This window comes from Amycolatopsis eburnea, from assembly GCF_003937945.1.
GTDB classification, from domain to species: domain Bacteria; phylum Actinomycetota; class Actinomycetes; order Mycobacteriales; family Pseudonocardiaceae; genus Amycolatopsis; species Amycolatopsis eburnea.
This window is the reverse complement of the sequence record NZ_RSEC01000061.1, coordinates 331,607-351,325: the sequence shown is the minus strand read 5'-3', so window position 1 is coordinate 351,325 and position 19,719 is coordinate 331,607. Positions and strand designations below refer to the sequence as shown.

Genomic DNA, 19,719 nt, shown 5'->3' with positions numbered 1-19,719 from the left:
TGACCATTGAAGGGGCGCCCGCGGGTGACGCGGGTCTCAATCTGATACAGAACCGCTGCTCAGGGCGTTTCGCCGGGGCCGAGCACCCGTGCGCGCAGGGCGGCGAGCTCCTCGTGGACGCCGGCCTGCACGCGCGCGTCGCCCTCGACGGTCGGGACGATGCCGAGCGCGCGCAGGAGCGCCGCGGCGGGTTCTCCGGGGTGGCCCTCCGCGCCGAGCGTCGGGTGCAGGCCCGCCTCCGCCAGGTGGGTGAAGACCAGGTTGACGATCGTCCAGGGGTTGTACGTTTCGGCGGCCATGCCCCCATGGCACCGCCGCCGCGGGGGGCGGGAGCGTCTCAATTTGAGACACCGGCGCCCGCGGGAGACGCTTACGCTGGACGGGCGGCACAACGGGTGTGCCCGCACCCACGTGGGCCGCGGGAAGCTGGAGGTCACGTGGACGAGAACGCGCCCGGAACCCTGCTCGCCGACGACGAGCTCGCCCGCAACCGGGTGCGTTTCCTGACCGCCGAAACGGTGTCCCCCGGGATCGTGCGGCAGACGATCCTGGCGTCGTGGCGGCGCTCGCGGGAGTTCCGCGTCGAGGCCGACCGGATCGACCCGCTCTACCTCGGCGACCAGAACCTCGACATCCCGCTGATGCGCGGCGCGGAACCGGTGCTGCACAAGCTCGGCGAGCAGTTCGACGGCCAGCCGATCAGCCTCATCCTCACCGACCCGGCCGGGGTCGTGCTCACCCAGCGGACCGGCGACGCCGACCTGCGGCGGCACCTGGAGCGCGTCGAGCTGGTGCCGGGGTTCAGCTACGGCGAGCAGTCCGTCGGGACCAACGGCATCGGCACCGCGCTGGAGGACGGGCGCGCGACGACCGTGTTCGGGCACGAGCACTACGCCGAGCACCTGGAGAACCTCGCGTGCGCGGGCGTGCCGATCCACCACCCGATCTCCGGCAAGAAGGTCGGCGCGGTCGACCTCACCTGCTGGCACAAGGACGCGGGCGGCCTGCTCATCGCGCTGGCCCGCTCGACGGCCGAGCAGATCCGCCAGGCCCTGCTGCGACACAGCGACCTGCGCGAGATGATCCTCTTCCAGGCCTACCTGCAGACGTGCCGCCGCTGGACGGGCATCGTGCTGGCGTTCAACGACGACATCGTGATGATGAACGACCGGGCCCGCCAGCTGCTCGACCCGGCCGACCAGTCCGTGCTGCTCGGCCACGCCACGGAGGCGCTGGCCGAAGGACGCCGGACCCCGGCGACGCTGTCGCTGTCCAGCGGCCTGCGCGTCCGGGTGTTCTGCCGCCGCGTCCCGGGCCAGCGCGAGACCGACACCGCGGGCGGCGTCCTGTCGGTGAAGCTGATCGAAGCCGACGAGACGCTGGCCGCGTCGACGCCGATGCTTCCGATGTACCTGCCGGGTGTGGTCGGCTCGGCCCCGCTGTGGCTGCGCTGCGGGCACGAGCTGGACGCCGGTCACCAGCGCGGCGAGTGGGTCGCGCTGGAGGGCGAGCCGGGCACCGGCAAGCTCACCCTGGCCAAGGGCCTGCACCAGCGCCACCACCCGGCGGCCCGCCTGGTCACCCTCGACGCGGCCGACCCCCTGGACGGCGACGCCCTGCTGCGCGAGCACGCCGAAGCCCCGATCCGCACGCTGGTGATCCGCCACGCCGACCGCCTGACGGCCCCGGACGCCTTGGCGGCGGTGCTGCGCCGGCTGCGCGAAGGGCCGGTCGCGCCGTGGGTCGTCCTCACGCTGGTCCCCGAAGCGGAGACCGAGCCGAGGCTGGCGGAGCTGCTCAAGGCGTTCCCGCGCACGGTCCGGGTCCCGCCGCTGCGCCACCACGTCGAGGACCTGGCCGAGCTGGTCCCCCTGGTCCTGAGCAAGCTCGGCTACGGCGGCCGCCTCACGTGCTCGGCGGCGGCCCTGCACCTGCTGATGCGCGCGGAGTGGCCGGGCAACACCGGGCAGCTGTACGCGGTGCTGCGCACGGTCGCCCAGCGCCGCCGGGCGGGCACGATCCGCCCGGGCGACCTCCCGGCGGAGTTCCACGCGGTGGCCCGGCGCCCGCTCAACCGCTTCGAGTCGATCGAGCGGGACGCGATCGTGCGCTGCCTGGAGGACGCGGACGGCAACAAGGTGCGGGCGGCGAAGCTGCTGGGTATTTCACGGGCGACGATCTACCGGAAGATCCACGAGTACGGGATCGTGCCCCCGGCCCGCTGAGCCGCCGAGACCGGCTCGCCAAACGGGCGTCACTTCGGGGGGTTCACCGCCTTGGCGACGTCCGCGATCGTCTTCGGGTCGACCAGGCCGGTGTCCTCCAGAACCGTCATGTGGTCCAGGACCGTCTGGTTCGCCTGGGTCGCGTGGCGCCGGATCACGTCGTTCTGCGTGCCCGCGCGGACCTCGGCGATGGTCGCGAAGATCTTCCCGTGCGAGGCACGCAGCAGGTTCGTGAACAGCCTGTCGAACTCCAGGCCCTGAGCCGCGGTCAGCTGGCGGACCCAGCCCTGCTGTTCGGCGCTCGCCTGGTCCGGCAGCTGCACGCCGAGCAGCTTCGCGTCCTCGCGGACCAGCTGGTCCAGGTGCGCGTGGCCGTCCAGCAGGTGGAGGCCGGCGCGCTTGACCGCCTCGCTGCTCGCGTGGGTCTGGGCCAGCTCGCCCGCGGGCATCTCCCACAGCCCGGCCTGGCGGACCTTGACCAGGAACGTCTTGTCCAGCTCGGTGACCGGCCCGGCGCCGGCGATGCCGGCGGCGGAGACCGGCTGCATGCCCGCCATGTCGTGCCCGTACGCCGGGACCTGCGCCTGCGTCGAGCCCGGCGCGGTCTGGGCGCTGGCCTTCAGCACCAGGACCGAGCCCACGCCGAGGACGGCGAGGGTGGCCACGACGACCAGGATGGTCCGGGCCCTGACCTTGGCCGTCATGCCACGGTGATCCGGCATCTTTCCTCCTCGTGCGACAGGTGCCTGTACGGGGTACTACGGCTCCCGGCACGAGGAGGTTCACCCGGGTTTCGTTGCGCCTCAACACAATCCGGACCGAAACAAGTCCATTGTGGACGCATGACGAGGAGGCCCCGGCAACCCGGGGGCCACCCATCTTGACCGATCCTCTTGCGGTTGGCAAGTATTGCTCCATGCAAACCCTCGAAGACGCCGACCCGGACGTGGTGGCCCTGGACGGTCTCACCCTGGTCCTGGTCGGGATCGCGTGGGAGTGCGCGCACGCCGCGCCGCCCGAGGTGTCCTTCCCCCAGACCCGGCTCCTGCTCGTGCTCGACCGGCTCGGCCGGGTGCCCAGCTCGCGGCTGGCCGAGGCGATGGGCGTCAACGCGTCGTCGGTGACGCGGCTGGCCGACCGCCTGGAAGCCCTCGGCTACGTCGCCCGCGGCCGCGACCCGCGCAACCGCAGCGTCGTCACGCTGGAGGTCACCGAGACCGGGGGCGTGCTGGTGCGCGAGATCCTCGACCGGCGGCACGCGGCGCTCGGCGAACTGCTGGACCGGCTGCCGCCCGCCCACCGCAAGGCCGCGGCCACGGCGGCCCGGCGGCTGGTCCACTCGGCCGCCACCATCCCGGCACTCGGCCCGGCCGCCCTGTGAGTGCCATCCTGGACGGCATGCCGACCCGCTGGACGTGCCCCCGCTGCGACCGCGAGTTCGCGCGCGCCCGCCAAGGGCACACCTGCGTCCCCGGCTGCACCGTCGAGGAGACCTTCGCCGGGAAGCCGCCGTGGCAGCGCGCGGTCTACGACGCCGTCATCGGGCACCTGCGCGACCTCGGCGACGTCCACGAGGACGCCGTCAAGGTCGGGGTGTTCCTCAAGCGCGACCACAAGCTCGCCGAGCTGCGGCCGCGGTCCAAGGACGTCCTGGTGTACCTGTGGCTGCCGCACCCGGTGACGACCGCGCGGATCGCGCCGGCGCGCTGGGCCAGCGGACCCCGCGTGGGGCACCAGCTCAAGCTGCGTGGAGTGTCCGATGTGGACGACGAGGTCCGGAACTGGCTGACGCTGGCCTACGAGACGTCCTGACCCGACACCGGCGCCAGGAGCAGGCCGGTGATGGCGTCGATCAGGCCGGTCCCCGCGTCGTCCCAGCTCGCCCGCGGCGTGGCCGTCGCCTCCGCGAGCGCGCGTTCGCGCTCGGCCGTCATGTGGATCATCAGCTGGCGGGCCATGTCGAGGCGCTCGGCGCGCACCTCCGGGGGCAGGCCGTCCAGGTACCGGTTCAGGCCCTCGACCGCCCGCGCGAGCGCCGGCGAGGACAGCGACTCCTCGGCGATGATCGCCCGCAGCGCCGGGTCGGTCATCACCTGGGCGCTGAACCGCGCGAACCACGTCGGCGCGCCCAGCTCCCGCAGGTGGCTCGTGCTCGGGCGGACCAGGCAGGCCACCCAGTCGCGGAGGTCGCCTTCGCCGTCGATCGCCTCGACGAGCTCCGCGCGCAGCCGCTCCATGGGCCCCGCGTGCTTGCGGACGATCGCGCGGACCAGGTCGGCCTTGGTGCCGAAGTGGTAGTTCACCGCCGCGTTGTTGCCCTGCCCGGCCGCCTCGCTGATGTGCCGGTTGGACACCACATGCACCCCGTGCTCGGCGAAGAGCCGCTCCGCCGTCGCGAGGATGCTTTCCCGCGTCGCACTCGCGCGGTCCGCCTTCACGTTCATCCAGCCCACCCTGATCGATCCCCGGTGGACACTTTACGGAGCGGGTCCCGCTGGCGAGAACCCGGCGGAGGGTGGCCGGACAGCCACTGGTCCCGCGGCCGCGCTGTTCCTAGCGTTTTCCGGCGTGATCCAGATCCTCGCGCCGATCCTGATCGGCCTCCTCTACGCCGGCCTCAACTCGTTCATCGCCGAACCGCACCGGCGGCGGTTCAACGCCGTCGTGGTCGGTGGCGCGGGTGCCGCCTACCTCTCCGGCGGCGCGCTCGGGCCGTGGGAGCTCGCCTTCTGCGCCGTCATGACCTACGTCGCCTTCCGCGGGCTCGACTCGTGGACGTTCATCGGCATCGGCTGGCTGCTGCACACCGGCTGGGACGTCGTGCACCACCTCAAGGGCCAGCCGATCCTGCCGTTCGCGCACGACTCGTCGTTCGGCTGCGCGCTCTGCGACCCGGTCATCGCGATCTGGTGCTTCACCGGCGGCCGGTCGGTGCCGGGTTGGCGCACCGCGGTCAGGGGTACCCCGGTGCCATGAGCGCCGACGTCGAGCGCGCCGCGCACGCCTACTGCCCCCGGTGCCACCCGCAGCCGCGGCCTGGGGACGTGATCACGGCGCTGTGCGGCGCGCGCCACCCGTACTACGGCCGCCGCGACCGGCCGGTCAACACGTGCCCCACGTGCGTCGCGCTCGCTTCGGCGAACGTCTACGCCTGCGGTCACCCCGGCGCCTGAGCCGCTCCGGCAAAACGGGAAATCGGGAGTTCCGGAACCGCCCGCCGACCCGACCACCTACGCTGACCGGCATGAAGAGGGTGGGGATCGCCACGGCGACCGCGGCGATCGCCGCGCTCGTGCTGGCGCTCGTCCTCGGTCTGCTGGGCGGCACACCGACCGGCGCCGGGGACAACGGGGACGGTTACCGGCTGTTCTGCGGGCCCGGGCTGACGCCGGCCACGCCGGACCACAAGGCGAGCTGGCTGGGCGGCGTGGTGCTCGCCTTCGGGCGCGGCACGCCGTGCCCGGACCCGCAGCCGTCGAGCGCCGCGGTGCTCTTCGGGTCCGTCGCCGGCGGGGACGGCTCGTTCAGCCTGGTCAAGCTGGGCTGGCTGTACGTGCTGCTGGTCTTCCTGGTCACGCTGCCGGCCGCGTGGGCGATGCAGGCCCGCGGCACCCGGCGCCTGCTGTTCCTGCTGCCGCCGCTGCTCCCCCTGCTCGAGCCGTCCTTCGCGCGGCTGTTCATCTCGACGTTCGCCGAGCCCGCGGGCCTGTTCGGCGCGTACACGCTGCTGTGCGGGCTGGCGGTGATCGCCGCGACCAAGGCCGAGGACGGCTTCGCGCGGCTGGCGGCGCTCGGCCTGGTCGCCGTCGGCGGGGTCGTGGGCGGGCTGGCGAAGATCGGCTTCCTGCCCCTGTTCGTGCTGGCCGTGCTCGTGTGCGCGGTCACCGCGGCCAAGCCGGGCCGGGGCCGCTGGTGGTCCGGCCGGATCGTCGGGCCGGTGCTCGCGCTCCTGCTGGTGCTGGAGCTCATCGCGCCGATCCGCGCGAACCTGGCCTGGCAGAACCGCAACTACAGCGACGTCAACGCGGTCAACGTGGTCTACACCCTCGGCCTGGTCGAACTGCCCGGTTCGGCGGCGCGGCTCGGCCTGCCGGCGGAGGCGCAGCAGAGCGCGGGCCACGCGTACTACCCGGACGGCCCCGAGGCCCTGGCCGGCGCGGACGTGCTGCTGGAGGACCCGGCGACGGTCAAGCACAAGGTCTGGGACCTGCTGCTGGCGAACCCGGGCGCGCTGGTGGCCGCGATCGGCACCGGCCTGCAGGCCACCCTCGGGCGCAGCCTCCCCTACCTGCCGGACGAGCCGTGGACGGCGGAGACCCGGCCCCCGGACAACTCGGCCCCGGTCAGCGGCGACATGGGTGGCGACGCCACGACGTTCCAGGCCTGGCTGGACAGCATGGGCCTGTGGTGGTGGCCGGTGCTGCTCGTCCTGCTGGGCCTGGCCGCGACGGTACTGGCCCTGCTGCGCCGCCACCGGGCCACGACCCGCTACGGCGTCGTGGCGGGGGTGGCGGTGACGAGCGCGCTCGGCATCGTGACGATGTCGGTGGTCGGCGACGGCTACTTCGAGATCGCCAAGCACGTCTGGCTGGCGGCGTACCTCCTGGACGTGGCGGCGCTGGCGCTGTGCGTGGTGGCGGCGCCCCCGCTCTACCGGCGGGCGAAGGCGCGGTGGGACCGGCGCCGGGCAGGCACGGCTCCCGCGGCGGAGGAACGGGAGCCGCAGCCGGTCACCTGACTCCCTGCTGACCGGTCAGCCCAGCGAAGACAGGGGCACGGCGAACACCGTCCGCCCGCACGTCTGACCTTGCGCCTGGCAATCCGCCGTCGACCACTCGGACTGGGACCAGACCAGGCCCGTCGCCCAGTCGTAGGTCAGCGCCTCCGGGTGGACCGCCCAGCACGCCGTCGTCGTGCCGCACGTCGCCGAGGTGCTCGCCGTGGTCGTCTGGGCCCAGAGCTGGCCGTTGAGCGTCGCCGAGCTGTGGGCCACGTACCACTTGCCGTTGTGGGACAGCACGCCCTGCATGTTGCCCACCGAGCTGCGGAACGCCTCCGACGCGGTCCCCGTCGGCAGGTAGTCCGAACCCATCGGGAACCGGTACAGGCGGCCGTGCAGGGACTGGTCGGAGAAGTACTCCGTCGTCACGATCGAAGCCGGCGACGTGGTGCGGTCCAGCGACAGCGACGAGAAGCACGGCACACCCGTGTCGGAGGACATGCTGCAGGTGCCGCCCGCGTAGGTGTAGTAGCCGATCTGCATCATCGCGTACTTGTAGGTGTAGGCCGCGTACCCGGCCGACGTCTTGCCGATCGCGTTCGACGTCGTGTCGCTCAGCTGCAGGATGTGCTTGGTGCTGAACACGCGGATCGCGGTCGAGGTGTTGCCGACGGCGGTGACGTAGATCTTGTCGCCCAGCCAGGCCATCCCGCCCATGTGCGCCTTCGCCGCGCTGAAGCTGCTGCCGGTGCTGTTCGGCACGGCCAGGTACACCATCCGGTGCGCGGCCGACGCCGGGTCGTTGTAGTTGACCGCCTGGATCCGGGCGTCGTTGTACCGGCCGAGCGCGTCGGTGCCGTGCCAGCCGGACAGGATGATCTTGTCCGCGCCCCACATGCCGTCGTCGTCGGCGTCGCCGGACGTCGTGATGCCCTGCGGCACCCACGACGTGCTGCCGGCGCGCTCGCTGTCCCAGCACAGCGCCTTGGTGGCCACCGGCGCCTTGGGCAGCGCGGCCTTCTCCGCGCTCGTGCAGCCGGTCATCGCGTAGCTGGTGTCGTTGACGACGGTGTTGAGGCTGACGTTCGGCAGCGCGTTGTCCAGCGCGGTGAGCGCCGCGGCCGGGGTCGCGTGCCAGACCAGGTTCTGCTTCGTGGTGGTCGTCAGCGGGTCGCTGTAGGCGGCGCTCGCCGTCCCGGGCAGCGCCAGTGCGCCGGCCACCACGGCCAGCGCGAGGACGATCGCTTTCGGAATTCGCATGGGCGCCAGTGCGCCACACGCGGGTCCAAAATCCGTACAACGCCCGTACTAATCCGCCAGCGAAAGCACCACCCGCGCCTGCTCGACCATCGCGACGTCGAGGAACGTGCCGTCGGGCAACGCGATCGCGCCGACGCCCGCCGCCGTCGCGCCGGCCACCCGCGCGATCACCTCGCGCGCTCGCGAGACCTCCTCACGCGTCGGCAGGAACGCCGTCCGGATCGTCTCGAGCTGCACCGGGTGGATCGCCGTCCGGCCGCGGAACCCGAGCGCCCGCCCGGCGCGGCAGGACGCCGCGAGCCCGTCGAGGTCGCGGACGTTCGGGTAGGCGGACATCGCGGGCGGGGCGAGCCGCGCGGCCCGCGCCGCGACGATCACCCGGCTGCGCGCCCAGGTCAGCCCGGCGTCGTCGGCCACGCCGAGGTCCGAGCGCAGGTCGGCCTCGCCCAGCCCGATCGACGCCACCCGCGGCGACGCCGTCGCGATCTCCAACGCCCGTTCGACGCCGAGCGCGGACTCGATCAGCGGGTGCAGGTCCCGGTCCGGCAGCACCGCGGCGACGGCCAGGACCTCTTCCGGCGCTTCGACTTTCGGGAGCCGCACGCCCACCGACGGCGGAAGGCCCGCGACCGCCGCGAGATCGGCGTCGTGCCACGGCGTGCTCGGGTGGTTGACGCGCACCTGCACCGGCCTCGACACCGCAGCGAGCAGCTCGACCGCGGTGGCGCGGGCATCGTCCTTCCGGGCCGGGGCGACGGCGTCCTCGAGGTCGACGAGCACGACGTCGGCCGCGGACGCCAGTGCCTTGCGCACCCGGTCCGGCCGGTCGGCGGGCGCGTAGAGGAGCGTGAGCGGCGGCGTCACACCGCACCCCGCTCCCGCAGTTCGGCCACCCGCTCCGGCGAGAACCCGAGCTCGTCGAGGACCGCGTCGGTGTCGGCGCCGTGCGGGCGCCCGGTGAACCCGATGACGCCGTCGTGGCCCGAGAGCCGGAACAGCGGGCCCTGCATGAGCATCGGCCCCAGCTCGGCGTCCTCGATCTCGTGGATCGTGCCGAGCGCCCGGAACTGCGGGTCGGCGACGATGTCGGCGGCGTCGTAGATCGGCGCCACCGCGGCCTGCGCTTCTTCGAACGCGGCGACGACCTCGTCGCGCGTGCGCTGCCCGATCCACTTGCCGACGGCTTCGTCGAGTTCGTCGGCGTGCTGCGCGCGTTCGGCACCGCTGGCGAACCACGGCTCGTCGGCCAGGTCGGGCCGGCCGACCATCCGGACCACGCGTTCGGCGATCGACTGGGCCGAAGTGGACACCGCGACCCACTGGCCGTCGGCGGTGCGGTAGGTGTTGCGCGGCGCGTTGTTGATCGACCGGTTGCCGGTGCGCGGCTGGACGGTGCCCAGCTGGTCCCAGCGCGTGATCTGCGGGCCGAGCATGGCGAGCATCGGCTCGATGATCGCGGTGTCGACGACCTGCCCGCGCCCGGTGTTCGCGCGCGCGGCGAGCGCGACCATGATCGCGTACGCCGTGGCCAGGGACGCGATGCCGTCGGCCAGCCCGAACGGCGGCAGCGTCGGCGGGCCGTCCGGCTCCCCCGTGGTCGCCGCGAAGCCGCTCATCGCCTCGGCGAGGGTGCCGAAGCCGGGCCGTGTCCGATAAGGACCGAGCTGCCCGAATCCCGTGACGCGGGCGAGGACGAGCTCCGGGTTCCAGCTCGCCAGCTCGTCGTACCCGAGGCCCCAGCGCTCGAGGGTGCCCGGGCGGAAGTTCTCGATCACGACGTCGGCGGTGGTGGCGAGGGCGAGGAAGACCTCGCGGCCGCCTTCGCTGCCGAGGTCGGCGGTGATCGTGCGCTTGTTGCGGCCCAGCGTCTTCCACCAGAGGTTGACACCGTCCTTGGCGACGCCGTGGGTCCGCGCCGGGTCCGGCTTGCGCGGGTGCTCGACCTTGATCACCTCGGCACCCATGTCGCCGAGGTGCATCGCGGCCATCGGCCCGGCGAAGAGCGTGGACGCGTCGACGACGCGCAGCCCGGCCAGTGCCCCGGCGGCGGGGTCGCGGGAGACGGTCACGACGGCACCTCCCAGGCGCACCGGAAGCCGACGGTCGCGCTCCGGGCGAGGCCCAGGCCGGGCAAGAGGAGTTTCACGGTGTACTCGGGTCCTTTCCGGCCGCCTTCGACGTACCACTCCGAGCCTTCGGCCCGGTAGTCGCTGCCGCCCTTGAGCAGCACGAACCGCGTGCGGCCGTCGGAGTGCTCGCTCTCGGTCCAGTTCCACACGGCCGGGGTGCCGCGGCGCAGCCTGTCCCCCGCCAGCTGCCATTCGTCCTCGGTCGGCAGGCGGCCGCCGCGCCAGGCGCAGTACGCGCGGGCGTCGTCGAGGTCGACGTGGGTGACGGGGGCGTCCGGCGCGCCCGGGTGCTCCCGCGCCGGTTCGTGGCCGGTGGCGGCCAGGAACTCCGCGTACTGCGCGTTGGTCACTTCGGTGACGCCGACCGCGACGGCCGTCGCCAGCTCGCCTTCGCGCTGCAGCGTCCGGGCGTCGTGCAGGCGCGGCGGGAGGGGCTTCCATTCGTCCACATAGGGCGCTCCCTGGTACATGCCCGTTTCGCGAGCGCGGTACCGGACGGTCAGCACGTACGGCCCGGCCGGGACGACGACGGCGTCTTCGTCGGGCACGCCGGTTGTCCGTGGTGGACTCACCCGGCGCGCGATCCGGTGCGGGAACCGGGCATCCGGGTCGTGCGGCAGGTCCGGGAGGTCCGGGTGCCAGCCCTCCGCGGTCGCGCCGATGCCACGCGCCGGGACCCCGCCGAGGAGATCCGTGCCGGGCAGCGGGCCGTGGTAGTCGGTGTCGCCGCGGTTGACGAGTGTCCACAGTGTCCGGTCACCCAATTCCCACTTGGACGCGTAGACACCGGCGGCTTCGGCCTCGGGTGGCAGCTCGGGCAGGGGGGTCCACTCGCCGTCGAGCAGGAGGTCCTTCGCCAGGCGCTGCAGGGTGACCATCCGGCGGACGGTGGCGGCGTCGCGGGGCGACCAGCCGACCCAGACGCCGAAGACGACCTCCCAGACCATGACGCCGACGCCGTTGAGCCACGCCGACTGCAGTTCTTCGCTGTGGTCGCGGTGCCAGCGGCGGACGTGGTGCTGCATGTGGCGCCGCTCGTACCAGTGGGCGCGCAGCACGCCGGGCACGGGCGAGTCGGCGAAGAACTGGGCCCACGACGCCGCGTGGTCCTCGATCCGCTCGACGGCGAGCTTCGACTCGCCTTCGAGGACGATCCCGGGCCGGGCGGCTTCCAGGCGCTCGACGAACTCCGGCTCGGCCTTCTTGAGCGTGTCGAGGAAGACGCCGTCGGCTTCGAAGTCCTTGACCAGCGCGGCCAGTTCGGTGAGATCGTCTGCGCCGCGGCGGGTGCCGACGTCCCAGGGGTTGTAGTCGACGAAGACGTGCAGGCCCTCGGCGTGCAGGGTGGCGATCAGCTCGGCGAGGCCGGGGACCTCGCGGTAGAAGTCCCACTGGTTGCGGTCGTCGAGACCGATCACCGGGTAGGCGTGCCAGAGGACGACGGCGTCGAGCCCGCCGAAGCGGTCTCGCGCGTCGGCGAGGAAGCGCTCGGGCGTGAAGCGGCGGTCTTCGAACGAGTAGAGCAGCTCGTCCCAGAGCCAGACCTGGGCGACGGTGTGGCAGGACGCTGCCCAAGTCGCTTGTGGACGGTCGTAGGCGGCGCCGGTGTAGCCGTGGCGCTTGCGGGCGTCTTCGCGCCATTCGTGGAGCTTCGCGCGCCACGCGGGCCGGTCGGCCGGGTCCGCCGGCGCGGCGAAGATCTTGGCCTCGTCCAATGCGGACAGCGGGCCGCGCACCTCGGTCGGCCGGTCGATCGGCCGCGGGACGAGCGGGTCGAAACCGGCGGTCATCGTGCCTTTCCTTCGAGTTCCGCCACTTCCGCGGCGGTCGGGACGGCGGCCTGTGCCCCGGGCCGCGTGACGGCCAGCGCGGCGGCGGTGCCCGCTCGCCGTGCGGCGTCGGGGAGGTCGTGCCCGTGGGCCAGTGCCGCGGCGAGGACGCCGCAGAAGGTGTCGCCCGCGCCGGTGGTGTCCACGACGTCCACCGGGATGCCGGGGATCCGCACGGGTTCTTCGCCGCGGCGGAGCACGGCGCAGCCCTCGCCGCCGAGGGTGACGACCACCGCGGGCACGCGCTTGAGCAGCTTCTCGGGCTCACCTGCGAGATCGGCGGCTTCGTGCTCGTTCACGACGAGCACGTCGACGACCTCCCACAGCGAATCGGGCAGCTCCCGCGACGGCGCGGCGTTGAGGATCAGCCGCGCCCCGGGCCGCTTGGCCGCGGCGGCGGCCGCGACGACGTCGAGCGGAATCTCGAGCTGGGCGAGCACGACGTCGGCTTCGGCGATCCGATCGGCCTGCGCGGCCCCGATCTTCACGTGCTCGTTGGCGCCCGGGGCGACGACGATGGCGTTCTCGCCGTCCGGGGCCACGGTGATGAAGCCGGTCCCGGTGGGCGCGTCGGCGCGTTCGACGAGGTCGGTGCGCACCCCGGCGCCGCCGAGGGAGACGAGGATCAGGTCGGCGCCTTCGTCTTCCCCGAGCGCGGCGACGAAACTGGTGTCGGCACCTCCGGCCAGCGCGGCGGCGACGGCCTGGTTCGCACCCTTGCCGCCGGGGCTGCGGCGGAGGCGGTCACCGAGGACGGTCTCACCGGCTCGGGGCACCCGGGTCACGTCGACGGCGAGATCCACGTTGGCCGAGCCGACGACCACGACCCGCCCGGTCATCGGACCCCCTCCGCCAGCGCCGCCGTCCGCGCCGCCAGCTCCGCGATCCGCCGTTCCCCGCCCGGCAGCGAAGTCGCTATCCGCCCGTCCAACGGCTTGCTCCAGTACTCGCCGACCCCGCTCACCGCGCCCACCACTCCCCCGACCGTCGCGGCCGCCGAGTCGGTGTCCCAGCCGGCCGTCACCGCGATCGACACGCTCGGGCCGAACTCGCCGTCGCCCTTCGCCAGCGCGTACGCGATCACCGCCGCGTTGTTGAGCACGTGCACCCAGTGCAGGTGCCCGTATTCCGCGTGCAGCCGGTCGAGTCCGCTCGCGACATCACCGTCCGCGGCCGCCGAGCGTCCGAAGTGGACCGCGGCCGCCAGTGCGCTCGAAGCCGGGATCGCCGCCGTCGCCGCGTCGAGGACCTCGTCCACCGTGTCGCACACCATCGCCGCCGAGGCCAGGCCCGCGGCCCACATCGCGCCGTACACGCCGTTGCGCGTGTGGCTCAGCCGCGCGTCCACCCGCGCCAGCCGGGCCGCGCCGTGGACGTCGCCCGGGTGGATCCAGCCGAACACGTCGGCGCGGATCAGCGCGCCGATCCACTCCCGGAACGGGTTCCGGTACGTCGCCGTGTCCGGGCGCGCGTCGAGGAGGTTCCGGTACGCCGCGCGCTCCGCCGTGAACACCCGGCCGGCGGGCAGGTTGTCCAGCCACAGCTGGGCGACGTCCTCCGTGGTGAACCCCCGGCCGTGCTCCTCCACCAGGGAAAGCGCCAGCATCGGGTAGTTGAGGTCGTCGTCCTCGGGCATCCCGTCGATGTTCTCCTCGAGCGACGTCGGCGCCGACCGGCGGTTCCACGGCCACCGCTCGGCGACCTCCCGAGGCAGCCCCACCGCGGTGAACCACCCGGTGAGGGGCCACCGGCCCGTCGCACGCAAGATCTCCTCGATCCCCTCGCGCGGGATCTTCTCCACCGGCTTCCCCAGCAGGCAGCCCGCCGCCCGGCCAGTCCACGCGTTCAGCTCGCGGCCACGGGAGCCGCGGGGCAGCGAAGGCGCCGCCGGCAGCTCCGGTTCCGGCTCGGGCACCGGCGCGTCCAGCGAGTCCAGCAGCTCCCGCGCCAGCGCCCGCAGCCTGGGTGCCGCGGGACCCGCGCCGCTCACCGCGGGCACGGGATCACCGCCCGCCGCGATCCACCGCGCTCGCGCAGCGGCGACGTCCTTGCCCTCCGCGGCGGACTGGACCAGCTCGTGCGGGAGCAGGTCCTCGGGCTGGGCCCAGGTCAGCCTCACGCCGTCGCCTCCAGGAACGCCGCGCGCGCGGCGGCCCGCTCGCGATCGGCCTTCAGGATGTCCACCGCCGCCGAAGCCAGCAGGTGCCCGGTCTCGCGCAGGTCCATCCGGCTGGCGTCGCCGACCTGGTCGACCCACTCGGCGGGCACCACTGCCGTGCCGCCGAGACCAGCGCAGATCGCCGCCGCCATCACGGCGATCGAGTCGGCGTCCCGGCCGTAGTTCACCGCCGCCAGCACCGCGCCGCGGAAGTCGCCCCGGTGCGCCAGCACGAACGCCAGCGCGGCGGGCAGCTCCTCGATCGACTTCGTCCGCGACGGCCGCCGCGCGTCCATCGACATCTCGCGGTAGCGCGGCCCGACCGAGTCGAACGGCGCGACGGTCTCGCGGACGAGAGCCGCCAGCGCGCGTTCTTCCTCGTCGGTGCCCGGGGGGACGGACCGGTCACCGAAGGTCTCCACGACCGCGCGCAGCGCCGCCGCGGTCCCGTCGTGGGCCACGTCCAGCGCGGCCGCCACGACGTCGTCGAGCGACGCGCCCGGGGCGACCGCGGCCGCCACCATCGCGGCGAGCACGCCCGCCGCCTCGCGGCCGTAGCTCGACTGGTGCGCGCCGGTCAGGTCGATCGCCTCGGCGTACGCGGCCCGCGGATCACCCGCGTTGACCACGCCCACCGGCGCGACGTACATCGCCGCGCCGCAGTTGACCACGTTGCCCACGCCCGCTTCGCGCGGGTCGACGTGTCCATAGTGGAGCCTCGCGACGATCCACTTCTCGGCCAGGAAGACCCGCTGCAGCAGCAACGCGGTCGACTCCAGCTCCGGCACCCAGCGCGGCTCGCCGATCATCAGCGGCACCAGGTCCTCGGCCATCGCGTACGCGTCGAGGTGCGCGCGGCGCTTCGCGTACACCTCGACGAGCGCCCGCGTCATGAGGGTGTCGTCGGTGACGTGCCCGTCGCCCTTGTGGTACGGCGCGATCGGGCGGGCCGTCCGCCAGTCCGGGTACCACGGCCCGACGACACCGGTCACCCGGCCGCCGTGCCGCTCTTCGATCTGCTCGGGCGTCCACCCTTCGGTGGCGCCGCCGAGTGCGTCCCCGACGGCCGCACCGGTGATCACCGCGACGGCCCGGTCTTCCAGCCAGGTCACCAATCCGCTCCTGTCACTTGTTGACGTTCTTCCAGCCGTCCTCGAGCTGCTTCGCGAGGCCGGCCGCGTCGATCTTCCGGGCGAGGAACTGCTGGTACGCCGGGGTCGCGACGGTGTCCTTCCACTGCGCGTACTTGCCGGCGAACAGGTAGGGCGCCGAGGTCAGGTGCTCGCCCGAGGCGAGGATCGCGTCCCAGCCGTTCTTGCCGGCGAGCTTCGCGGCCAGCGCCTGGCGCGCCGAGGTCGTCGGCGGGATCAACGCGTCGGCCTCGTTGATCGCGGCGAGGTTTTCGGTGCTGGTGAAGAAGTCCACGAACTCCGCGGCCTCCTTGACGTGCGCCGAGTCCTTGTTCACCGACAGCGTCTGCGGGTTCGCCGCCTGCGCGGGACCGGCCGAGCCGGCCAGCGGCGGCAGGACCACCCAGTCGAAGCCCTTCGGCGCGTCCTTGGCGATGTTGGCCGCCTGGTAGGAACCCTGGACGGTCATCGCGATCTGCCCCGCGTAGAACGGCGCCAGGGCCTTGGTGCCGGACTGCGTCAGCGTCACCGGCAGGATCGAGTGGTCCTGGTGCGCCATCGCGTCGACGAGCTGCGGCAGCGCCTGCTCACCCGGCCCGGCCGTCAGCTTGGCGTCCTTGCCGGTGCCCTCGAAGTACTTCCCGCCGAACCCGGGCGCCAGCGCGACGAACGCCGCCGTCGGGCTCGACAGGCCCCAGCCGAGGCCGAACTTGCCGTCCTTGGTCGTCGCCTTCGCGATCTCGCGCAGCTGGTCCCACGTCATCGAGGCGCCGGTCGGGATCGTGACGCCGGCCTGCTGCAACTGGGTCTTGTTCGCGAAGACCACATAGGACTGCAGCTCGGTCGGCTGGGCGATCACCTTGCCGTCCACCGTGACCGAGTCGAGGACGCCCTTCGGGATGTCCGCGCGCTTCTCCGCCGAGAGGTACGGCGTGAGGTCGGCGAGGAAGCCGTCGGTGGCGAACGGCGCGATCCCGGCCGCCTCGTAGTGCACGATGTCCGGCGCCGACCCGGCGTTGAACTGGGTGATCAGCTTGTCGTAGACGCCGTCCCAGCCCGCCTGCACGATCTTGACCTGCACGTCCGGGTGCGCCTTGTTCCAGTCGCCGACGATCTTCTGCGTCGCGGCGATGGCGGCGGGCTGGTCGGACAGGGACTGGAAGGTGAGGGAGACCGGGCCGTCCCCGCCGTCGCCGCTGCCCCCGCCCCCGCAGGCGGTGAGCAGCAGTCCGACGGCCGTCAGCGCGCCGGCGACCAGTGTGCGTCGTGTCATCATCGACCGACCTTTCGAGCGTTCTTTTGAGGGACAGAGCTGGTGGGGAAACAGGGTTTTCATCCCTTCACCGCCCCGGCCATCAGGCCGCTGGTGAGCTTCTTCCGCAGGATGCCGAAGAAGACGATGCTGGGGATGGCCGCGAGCACGGCGCCCGCGGCGAGCGGGCCGAGGGCGACCTTGCCCTCCCCGCCGACGAACATGGTGAGGGTGATGGGCAGGGTGTAGTTCTCCGGCGACTGCAGCAGCACCAGCGCGAAGAAGAATTCGTTCCACGACGAGACGAAGCTGAACATCGCGGTCGCGACGACGCCGGGAGCCAGCAGCGGGAAGACGATCGTGCGCAGCACGGTGAGCCGGTTCGCGCCGTCCATCGCCCCGGCTTCCTCGAGCTCCACCGGGATCGCGGCGACGTAGCCCTGCAGCATCCACAGCGCGAACGGCAGCATGTACGTCGTGTGCACGAGCGTCAGGCCGGCGAGGTTGTCGGCCAGGCCGAGCGTCCGCAGGATGAGGAACAGCGGCAGGATGATCAGCACCACGGGGAAGACCTGGCTGACCAGGATCCACCCGACGCCGGCCGCGCGCACCTTTCCCTTGAGCCGCGCGAGGACGTAGGCGGCGGGCACGGCGATGACGACCGACAGCGCGGTCGAGGCCAGCGCGACGATCAGGCTGTTGGCCGCGGACCGGATCAGGCCCTGCTTGTTCAGCGCCTCGGTGTAGTTGTCCCAGTGCCACTCGCTCGGCAGCAGGCTCACCGTCAGCGAGTTCAGCTCCCCCGACGACTTGACCGACGCGGAAATGAGCCACAGCAACGGGAAACCGAGGAACAGGATGTAGAGCGCGAGGGCCGCGTACTGGGCCGGGCGCACGAGAACCCGCATCAGCGTCCCTTCCCGGCGGTGCGGTCGTCGCGGAACTGCGACCGCAGGTAGACGGCGAGGATGAGCACCACCACGACGACGAGCACGAGGCCCATCGCGGCGGCGTAGCCGATCTCGCGGTTCTTGAAGGCTTCCAGGTAGATGAACAGCACCGGCACCATCGTCTTGCCGCCGGGGCCGCCCGCGGTGAGGACGTAGACCAGCGAGAACGAGTTGAAGTTCCAGATGAAGTTCAGCGACGTGATCGAGGTGACGATCGGGCGCAGGCTCGGCCACGTCACCGCGGTGAACCGCCGCCACGCGCCCGCGCCGTCGACCGACGCCGCTTCGTGCAGCTCGGCCGGGATCTGCTGCAGGCCGGCCAGGAGCGTCACCGTCGTCTGCGGCATGCCGACCCAGACGCCGACGACGATCACGGCGGGCAGCGCGGTGGAGAAGTCGCCGAGCCAGTTGATGTCGTCGGGCAGCCCGACGCTGCCGAGGAAGGCGTTGAGCGGGCCGCCGTTGGCCGAGTAGATCATCTGCCACATGATCGCCACGACGACCGGCGGCATCGCCCACGGGATGAGCGCGAGGACGCGCGTCAGGCCTTGGAGCCGCAGGCCGGAGTTGAGCAGCAGGGCCAGTCCCATCGCGGCGGCCAGCTGCAGCAGCGTCACGCCGACGGTCCAGATCATGCCGATCCGCAGCGAGTCCCAGAACAGGTCGTTGCCGGCGAGGCGGACGAAGTTGTCGACGCCGGCGAAGTCGTAGTCCGGGTGGCGCACCAGGCGCGCGTCGGTGAAGGCGAGGAAGATGCCGACGACGAGCGGGGCGACGCTGAGCACCAGGATCGGGATCAGCGACGGCAGCACGAGGGCGATCGCCTCACGCCGCCGGGTGCGCGCCAGGACGGGCTTCTTCTTCCCCGCCGGTGGCGCCGGGCGCGTCAGGGTCGCGGTCATGCGGCACCTCCGGTCGACTCGCGGACCCTCAGCTCCGGGCCGACGGCGATCTGCTGGGCCTCGTGGTCCGGGTCGTCGGCGAGCTGGAGCATGATCCGCGCGGCCGCGCGCCCGCGTTCGGTCGAGCCGAGGGACACGCTGGTCAGGCTCGGCTGGAAGACCCGGCCGAGCTCGGTGTCGTCCATGCCGGTGATCGCGACGTCCCCGGGCACCGACAGGCCCTTCTCGCGGACCGCGCGGATCGCGCCGATGGCGAGCAGGTCGTTGGCCGCGACGAGCGCGTCGAGGTCGTGGCGGGCGAGCAGTCCGCGCGCGGCTTCGAGGCCGGCGGTGACGGTGAAGTCGGCGGCGACCTCCTGGTCGACCAGCTCGAAGGCGGTCGTCTCGGTGGCGGCGTCGAACCCGCGCTGGCGGGACGCGCCGGGCGTGGTGTCCAGGGGCCCGTTGAGGAACCCGATCCGGCGGCGGCCGATGGCGTGCAGGTGGTGGACGGCCGCGCCGATCCCGCCCGCTGAGTCGGTGGAGACCGAGCTGATCCCCCGGTCGTCCAGCGCCCGCCCGATCACCACGACCGGCACCGGCGCCTGCTGGATCTCCCGGATGAGCCGGTCGTCGGTGCGCAGCGGGCTGACGATCATGCCGTCGACGAACCCGCTGTTGAGGCTGCGCACGAGTTCGGTGGTCGACGTCGCGGTGTCGCCGGTGGTCATCACGACGACGCGGTAGCCGTGCGGTTCGAGGACCTCGTGGATGGCCCGCATCATCTCGACGTAGACGGGGTTCCCGATGTCCGCGACGGCGAAGGCGACCTGGAAGGTCTTCTTCAGCCGCAGCGACCGCCCGATCGCGTCCGCGCTGTACCCGAGCTCGGCGGCCGCGGCGCGGACCCGCTCGACCATCGCCCGGCTCGCGCCCGTCCCGTGCAGGGCGCGGGAGGTCGAGGCCAGGGAGACCCCGGCGCGCTCGGCCACCTGCAGCAGCGTGGCGCGTGTTGACGTCATCGTCGCTTCTACCCTCGAGTCAGGTGCTGGAAACGTTTCCAGTTCCGGATACTGGACTTGGAAACGTTTCCAATCGGATTAATCCTGATACTGGCACCTGCTCGGCGGACGTGTCAACACGGCACGGAGCGCGCCCGCCCGATCACGAGCGGCACGCACCCGA

Annotated in this window: 20 protein-coding genes; 6 read left to right on the top strand and 14 right to left on the bottom strand. The window is 72.7% G+C overall.

The window, feature by feature from the left end:
• Positions 1–59: 59 nt before the first annotated feature.
• Positions 60–299, bottom strand: coding sequence for a hypothetical protein (locus EIY87_RS41005; protein ID WP_125315352.1), 240 nt, complete (start codon positions 297–299; stop codon positions 60–62).
• Positions 300–437: 138 nt separating this feature from the next.
• On the opposite strand from EIY87_RS41005, the gene EIY87_RS41000 reads away from it, so the two are divergent.
• Positions 438–2,225, top strand: a complete 1,788-nt coding sequence (locus EIY87_RS41000) for a sigma-54-dependent Fis family transcriptional regulator (protein ID WP_125315351.1) — start codon at positions 438–440, stop codon at positions 2,223–2,225.
• Positions 2,226–2,254: 29 nt separating this feature from the next.
• On the opposite strand, the gene EIY87_RS40995 is transcribed toward EIY87_RS41000, so the two are convergent.
• Positions 2,255–2,947, bottom strand: coding sequence for a DUF4142 domain-containing protein (locus tag EIY87_RS40995; protein ID WP_125315350.1), 693 nt, complete (start codon positions 2,945–2,947; stop codon positions 2,255–2,257).
• 194 nt (positions 2,948–3,141) lie between these two features.
• Here EIY87_RS40995 and EIY87_RS40990 point away from each other — a divergent pair, with 194 nt between their 5' ends.
• Together EIY87_RS40990 and EIY87_RS40985 are read left to right on the top strand one after the other, a co-directional pair.
• Positions 3,142–3,606, top strand: coding sequence for a MarR family transcriptional regulator (locus EIY87_RS40990; protein WP_125315349.1), 465 nt, complete (start codon positions 3,142–3,144; stop codon positions 3,604–3,606).
• A 17-nt stretch (positions 3,607–3,623) separates the two neighbouring features.
• Positions 3,624–4,037, top strand: coding sequence for a DUF5655 domain-containing protein (locus EIY87_RS40985; protein WP_225440359.1), 414 nt, complete (start codon positions 3,624–3,626; stop codon positions 4,035–4,037).
• Here EIY87_RS40985 and EIY87_RS40980 read toward each other — a convergent pair.
• Positions 4,022–4,669, bottom strand: a complete 648-nt coding sequence (locus EIY87_RS40980; protein ID WP_125315347.1) for a TetR/AcrR family transcriptional regulator — start codon at positions 4,667–4,669, stop codon at positions 4,022–4,024. The two genes, EIY87_RS40985 and EIY87_RS40980, sit on opposite strands and share 16 nt — an antisense overlap.
• Positions 4,670–4,793: 124 nt before the next feature.
• Here EIY87_RS40980 and EIY87_RS40975 point away from each other — a divergent pair, with 124 nt between their 5' ends.
• From EIY87_RS40975 to wsfD, 3 genes are all read left to right on the top strand, one after another.
• The gene (locus EIY87_RS40975) at positions 4,794–5,201 is read left to right on the top strand and encodes a DUF6010 family protein (RefSeq protein ID WP_125315346.1); all 408 of its coding nucleotides are present in this window, start codon (positions 4,794–4,796) and stop codon (positions 5,199–5,201) included.
• Positions 5,198–5,398, top strand: coding sequence for a hypothetical protein (locus EIY87_RS40970; RefSeq protein WP_125315345.1), 201 nt, complete (start codon positions 5,198–5,200; stop codon positions 5,396–5,398). The genes EIY87_RS40975 and EIY87_RS40970 overlap by 4 nt, the downstream gene beginning before the upstream one ends.
• 71 nt (positions 5,399–5,469) lie before the next feature.
• On the top strand, positions 5,470–6,963 hold the full coding sequence (gene wsfD, locus EIY87_RS40965) for a glycan biosynthesis hexose transferase WsfD (protein WP_191984452.1): 1,494 nt from the start codon (positions 5,470–5,472) through the stop codon (positions 6,961–6,963).
• A 15-nt stretch (positions 6,964–6,978) separates the two neighbouring features.
• Here wsfD and EIY87_RS40960 read toward each other — a convergent pair whose 3' ends face one another.
• Genes EIY87_RS40960 through EIY87_RS40910 form a run of 11 tightly spaced genes read right to left on the bottom strand, consistent with a single transcriptional unit; the run spans position 6,979 to position 19,556 of the window.
• Positions 6,979–8,205: a hypothetical protein gene (locus EIY87_RS40960; protein WP_125315344.1), complete on the bottom strand. Its 1,227-nt coding sequence runs from the start codon at positions 8,203–8,205 to the stop codon at positions 6,979–6,981.
• A 48-nt stretch (positions 8,206–8,253) separates the two neighbouring features.
• Complete coding sequence (locus EIY87_RS40955) at positions 8,254–9,069, bottom strand: HpcH/HpaI aldolase/citrate lyase family protein (RefSeq protein WP_125315343.1); 816 nt, start codon at positions 9,067–9,069, stop codon at positions 8,254–8,256.
• A complete protein-coding gene (locus EIY87_RS40950; protein WP_125315342.1) occupies positions 9,066–10,274 on the bottom strand; it encodes a CaiB/BaiF CoA transferase family protein in 1,209 nt (402 codons plus the stop codon). Before EIY87_RS40950 ends, EIY87_RS40955 begins: the two co-directional genes overlap by 4 nt.
• Positions 10,271–12,124, bottom strand: a complete 1,854-nt coding sequence (locus EIY87_RS40945; RefSeq protein WP_125315341.1) for an SUMF1/EgtB/PvdO family nonheme iron enzyme — start codon at positions 12,122–12,124, stop codon at positions 10,271–10,273. The genes EIY87_RS40950 and EIY87_RS40945 overlap by 4 nt, the downstream gene beginning before the upstream one ends.
• The gene (locus EIY87_RS40940) at positions 12,121–13,002 is read right to left on the bottom strand and encodes a ribokinase (protein WP_125315340.1); all 882 of its coding nucleotides are present in this window, start codon (positions 13,000–13,002) and stop codon (positions 12,121–12,123) included. The genes EIY87_RS40945 and EIY87_RS40940 overlap by 4 nt, the downstream gene beginning before the upstream one ends.
• Positions 12,999–14,282, bottom strand: a complete 1,284-nt coding sequence (locus EIY87_RS40935) for an ADP-ribosylglycohydrolase family protein (RefSeq protein WP_125315339.1) — start codon at positions 14,280–14,282, stop codon at positions 12,999–13,001. The genes EIY87_RS40940 and EIY87_RS40935 overlap by 4 nt, the downstream gene beginning before the upstream one ends.
• The gene (locus EIY87_RS40930; protein ID WP_125315338.1) at positions 14,279–15,433 is read right to left on the bottom strand and encodes an ADP-ribosylglycohydrolase family protein; all 1,155 of its coding nucleotides are present in this window, start codon (positions 15,431–15,433) and stop codon (positions 14,279–14,281) included. The genes EIY87_RS40935 and EIY87_RS40930 overlap by 4 nt, the downstream gene beginning before the upstream one ends.
• A 13-nt stretch (positions 15,434–15,446) precedes the next feature.
• A complete protein-coding gene (locus EIY87_RS40925; protein ID WP_225440358.1) occupies positions 15,447–16,724 on the bottom strand; it encodes an ABC transporter substrate-binding protein in 1,278 nt (425 codons plus the stop codon).
• Between the two features lie 59 nt (positions 16,725–16,783).
• Entirely contained in the window at positions 16,784–17,611 is an 828-nt protein-coding gene (locus EIY87_RS40920) for a carbohydrate ABC transporter permease (protein ID WP_125315336.1), read from the bottom strand.
• On the bottom strand, positions 17,611–18,555 hold the full coding sequence (locus EIY87_RS40915; RefSeq protein WP_125315335.1) for a carbohydrate ABC transporter permease: 945 nt from the start codon (positions 18,553–18,555) through the stop codon (positions 17,611–17,613). Before EIY87_RS40915 ends, EIY87_RS40920 begins: the two co-directional genes overlap by 1 nt.
• Positions 18,552–19,556 carry a LacI family DNA-binding transcriptional regulator gene (locus EIY87_RS40910; protein ID WP_125315334.1) on the bottom strand — a complete coding sequence of 335 codons (1,005 nt, stop codon included), beginning with the start codon at positions 19,554–19,556 and terminating at the stop codon, positions 18,552–18,554. Before EIY87_RS40910 ends, EIY87_RS40915 begins: the two co-directional genes overlap by 4 nt.
• Positions 19,557–19,719 lie beyond the last annotated feature (163 nt).

Excerpts from the sequence above, each read along its gene's own strand:
- EIY87_RS41005 (WP_125315352.1), bottom strand. The coding sequence starts at position 299 with ATGGCCGCCGAAACGTACAACCCCTGGACGATCGTCAACCTGGTCTTC.
- EIY87_RS40995 (WP_125315350.1), bottom strand. The coding sequence starts at position 2,947 with ATGCCGGATCACCGTGGCATGACGGCCAAGGTCAGGGCCCGGACCATC.
- EIY87_RS40990 (WP_125315349.1), top strand. The coding sequence starts at position 3,142 with ATGCAAACCCTCGAAGACGCCGACCCGGACGTGGTGGCCCTGGACGGT.
- EIY87_RS40985 (WP_225440359.1), top strand. The coding sequence starts at position 3,624 with ATGCCGACCCGCTGGACGTGCCCCCGCTGCGACCGCGAGTTCGCGCGC.
- EIY87_RS40980 (WP_125315347.1), bottom strand. The coding sequence starts at position 4,669 with ATGAACGTGAAGGCGGACCGCGCGAGTGCGACGCGGGAAAGCATCCTC.
- EIY87_RS40970 (WP_125315345.1), top strand. The coding sequence starts at position 5,198 with ATGAGCGCCGACGTCGAGCGCGCCGCGCACGCCTACTGCCCCCGGTGC.
- wsfD (WP_191984452.1), top strand. The coding sequence starts at position 5,470 with ATGAAGAGGGTGGGGATCGCCACGGCGACCGCGGCGATCGCCGCGCTC.
- EIY87_RS40960 (WP_125315344.1), bottom strand. The coding sequence starts at position 8,205 with ATGCGAATTCCGAAAGCGATCGTCCTCGCGCTGGCCGTGGTGGCCGGC.
- EIY87_RS40945 (WP_125315341.1), bottom strand. The coding sequence starts at position 12,124 with ATGACCGCCGGTTTCGACCCGCTCGTCCCGCGGCCGATCGACCGGCCG.
- EIY87_RS40940 (WP_125315340.1), bottom strand. The coding sequence starts at position 13,002 with ATGACCGGGCGGGTCGTGGTCGTCGGCTCGGCCAACGTGGATCTCGCC.
- EIY87_RS40925 (WP_225440358.1), bottom strand. The coding sequence starts at position 16,724 with ATGACACGACGCACACTGGTCGCCGGCGCGCTGACGGCCGTCGGACTG.
- EIY87_RS40920 (WP_125315336.1), bottom strand. The coding sequence starts at position 17,611 with ATGCGGGTTCTCGTGCGCCCGGCCCAGTACGCGGCCCTCGCGCTCTAC.
- EIY87_RS40915 (WP_125315335.1), bottom strand. The coding sequence starts at position 18,555 with ATGACCGCGACCCTGACGCGCCCGGCGCCACCGGCGGGGAAGAAGAAG.
- EIY87_RS40910 (WP_125315334.1), bottom strand. The coding sequence starts at position 19,556 with ATGACGTCAACACGCGCCACGCTGCTGCAGGTGGCCGAGCGCGCCGGG.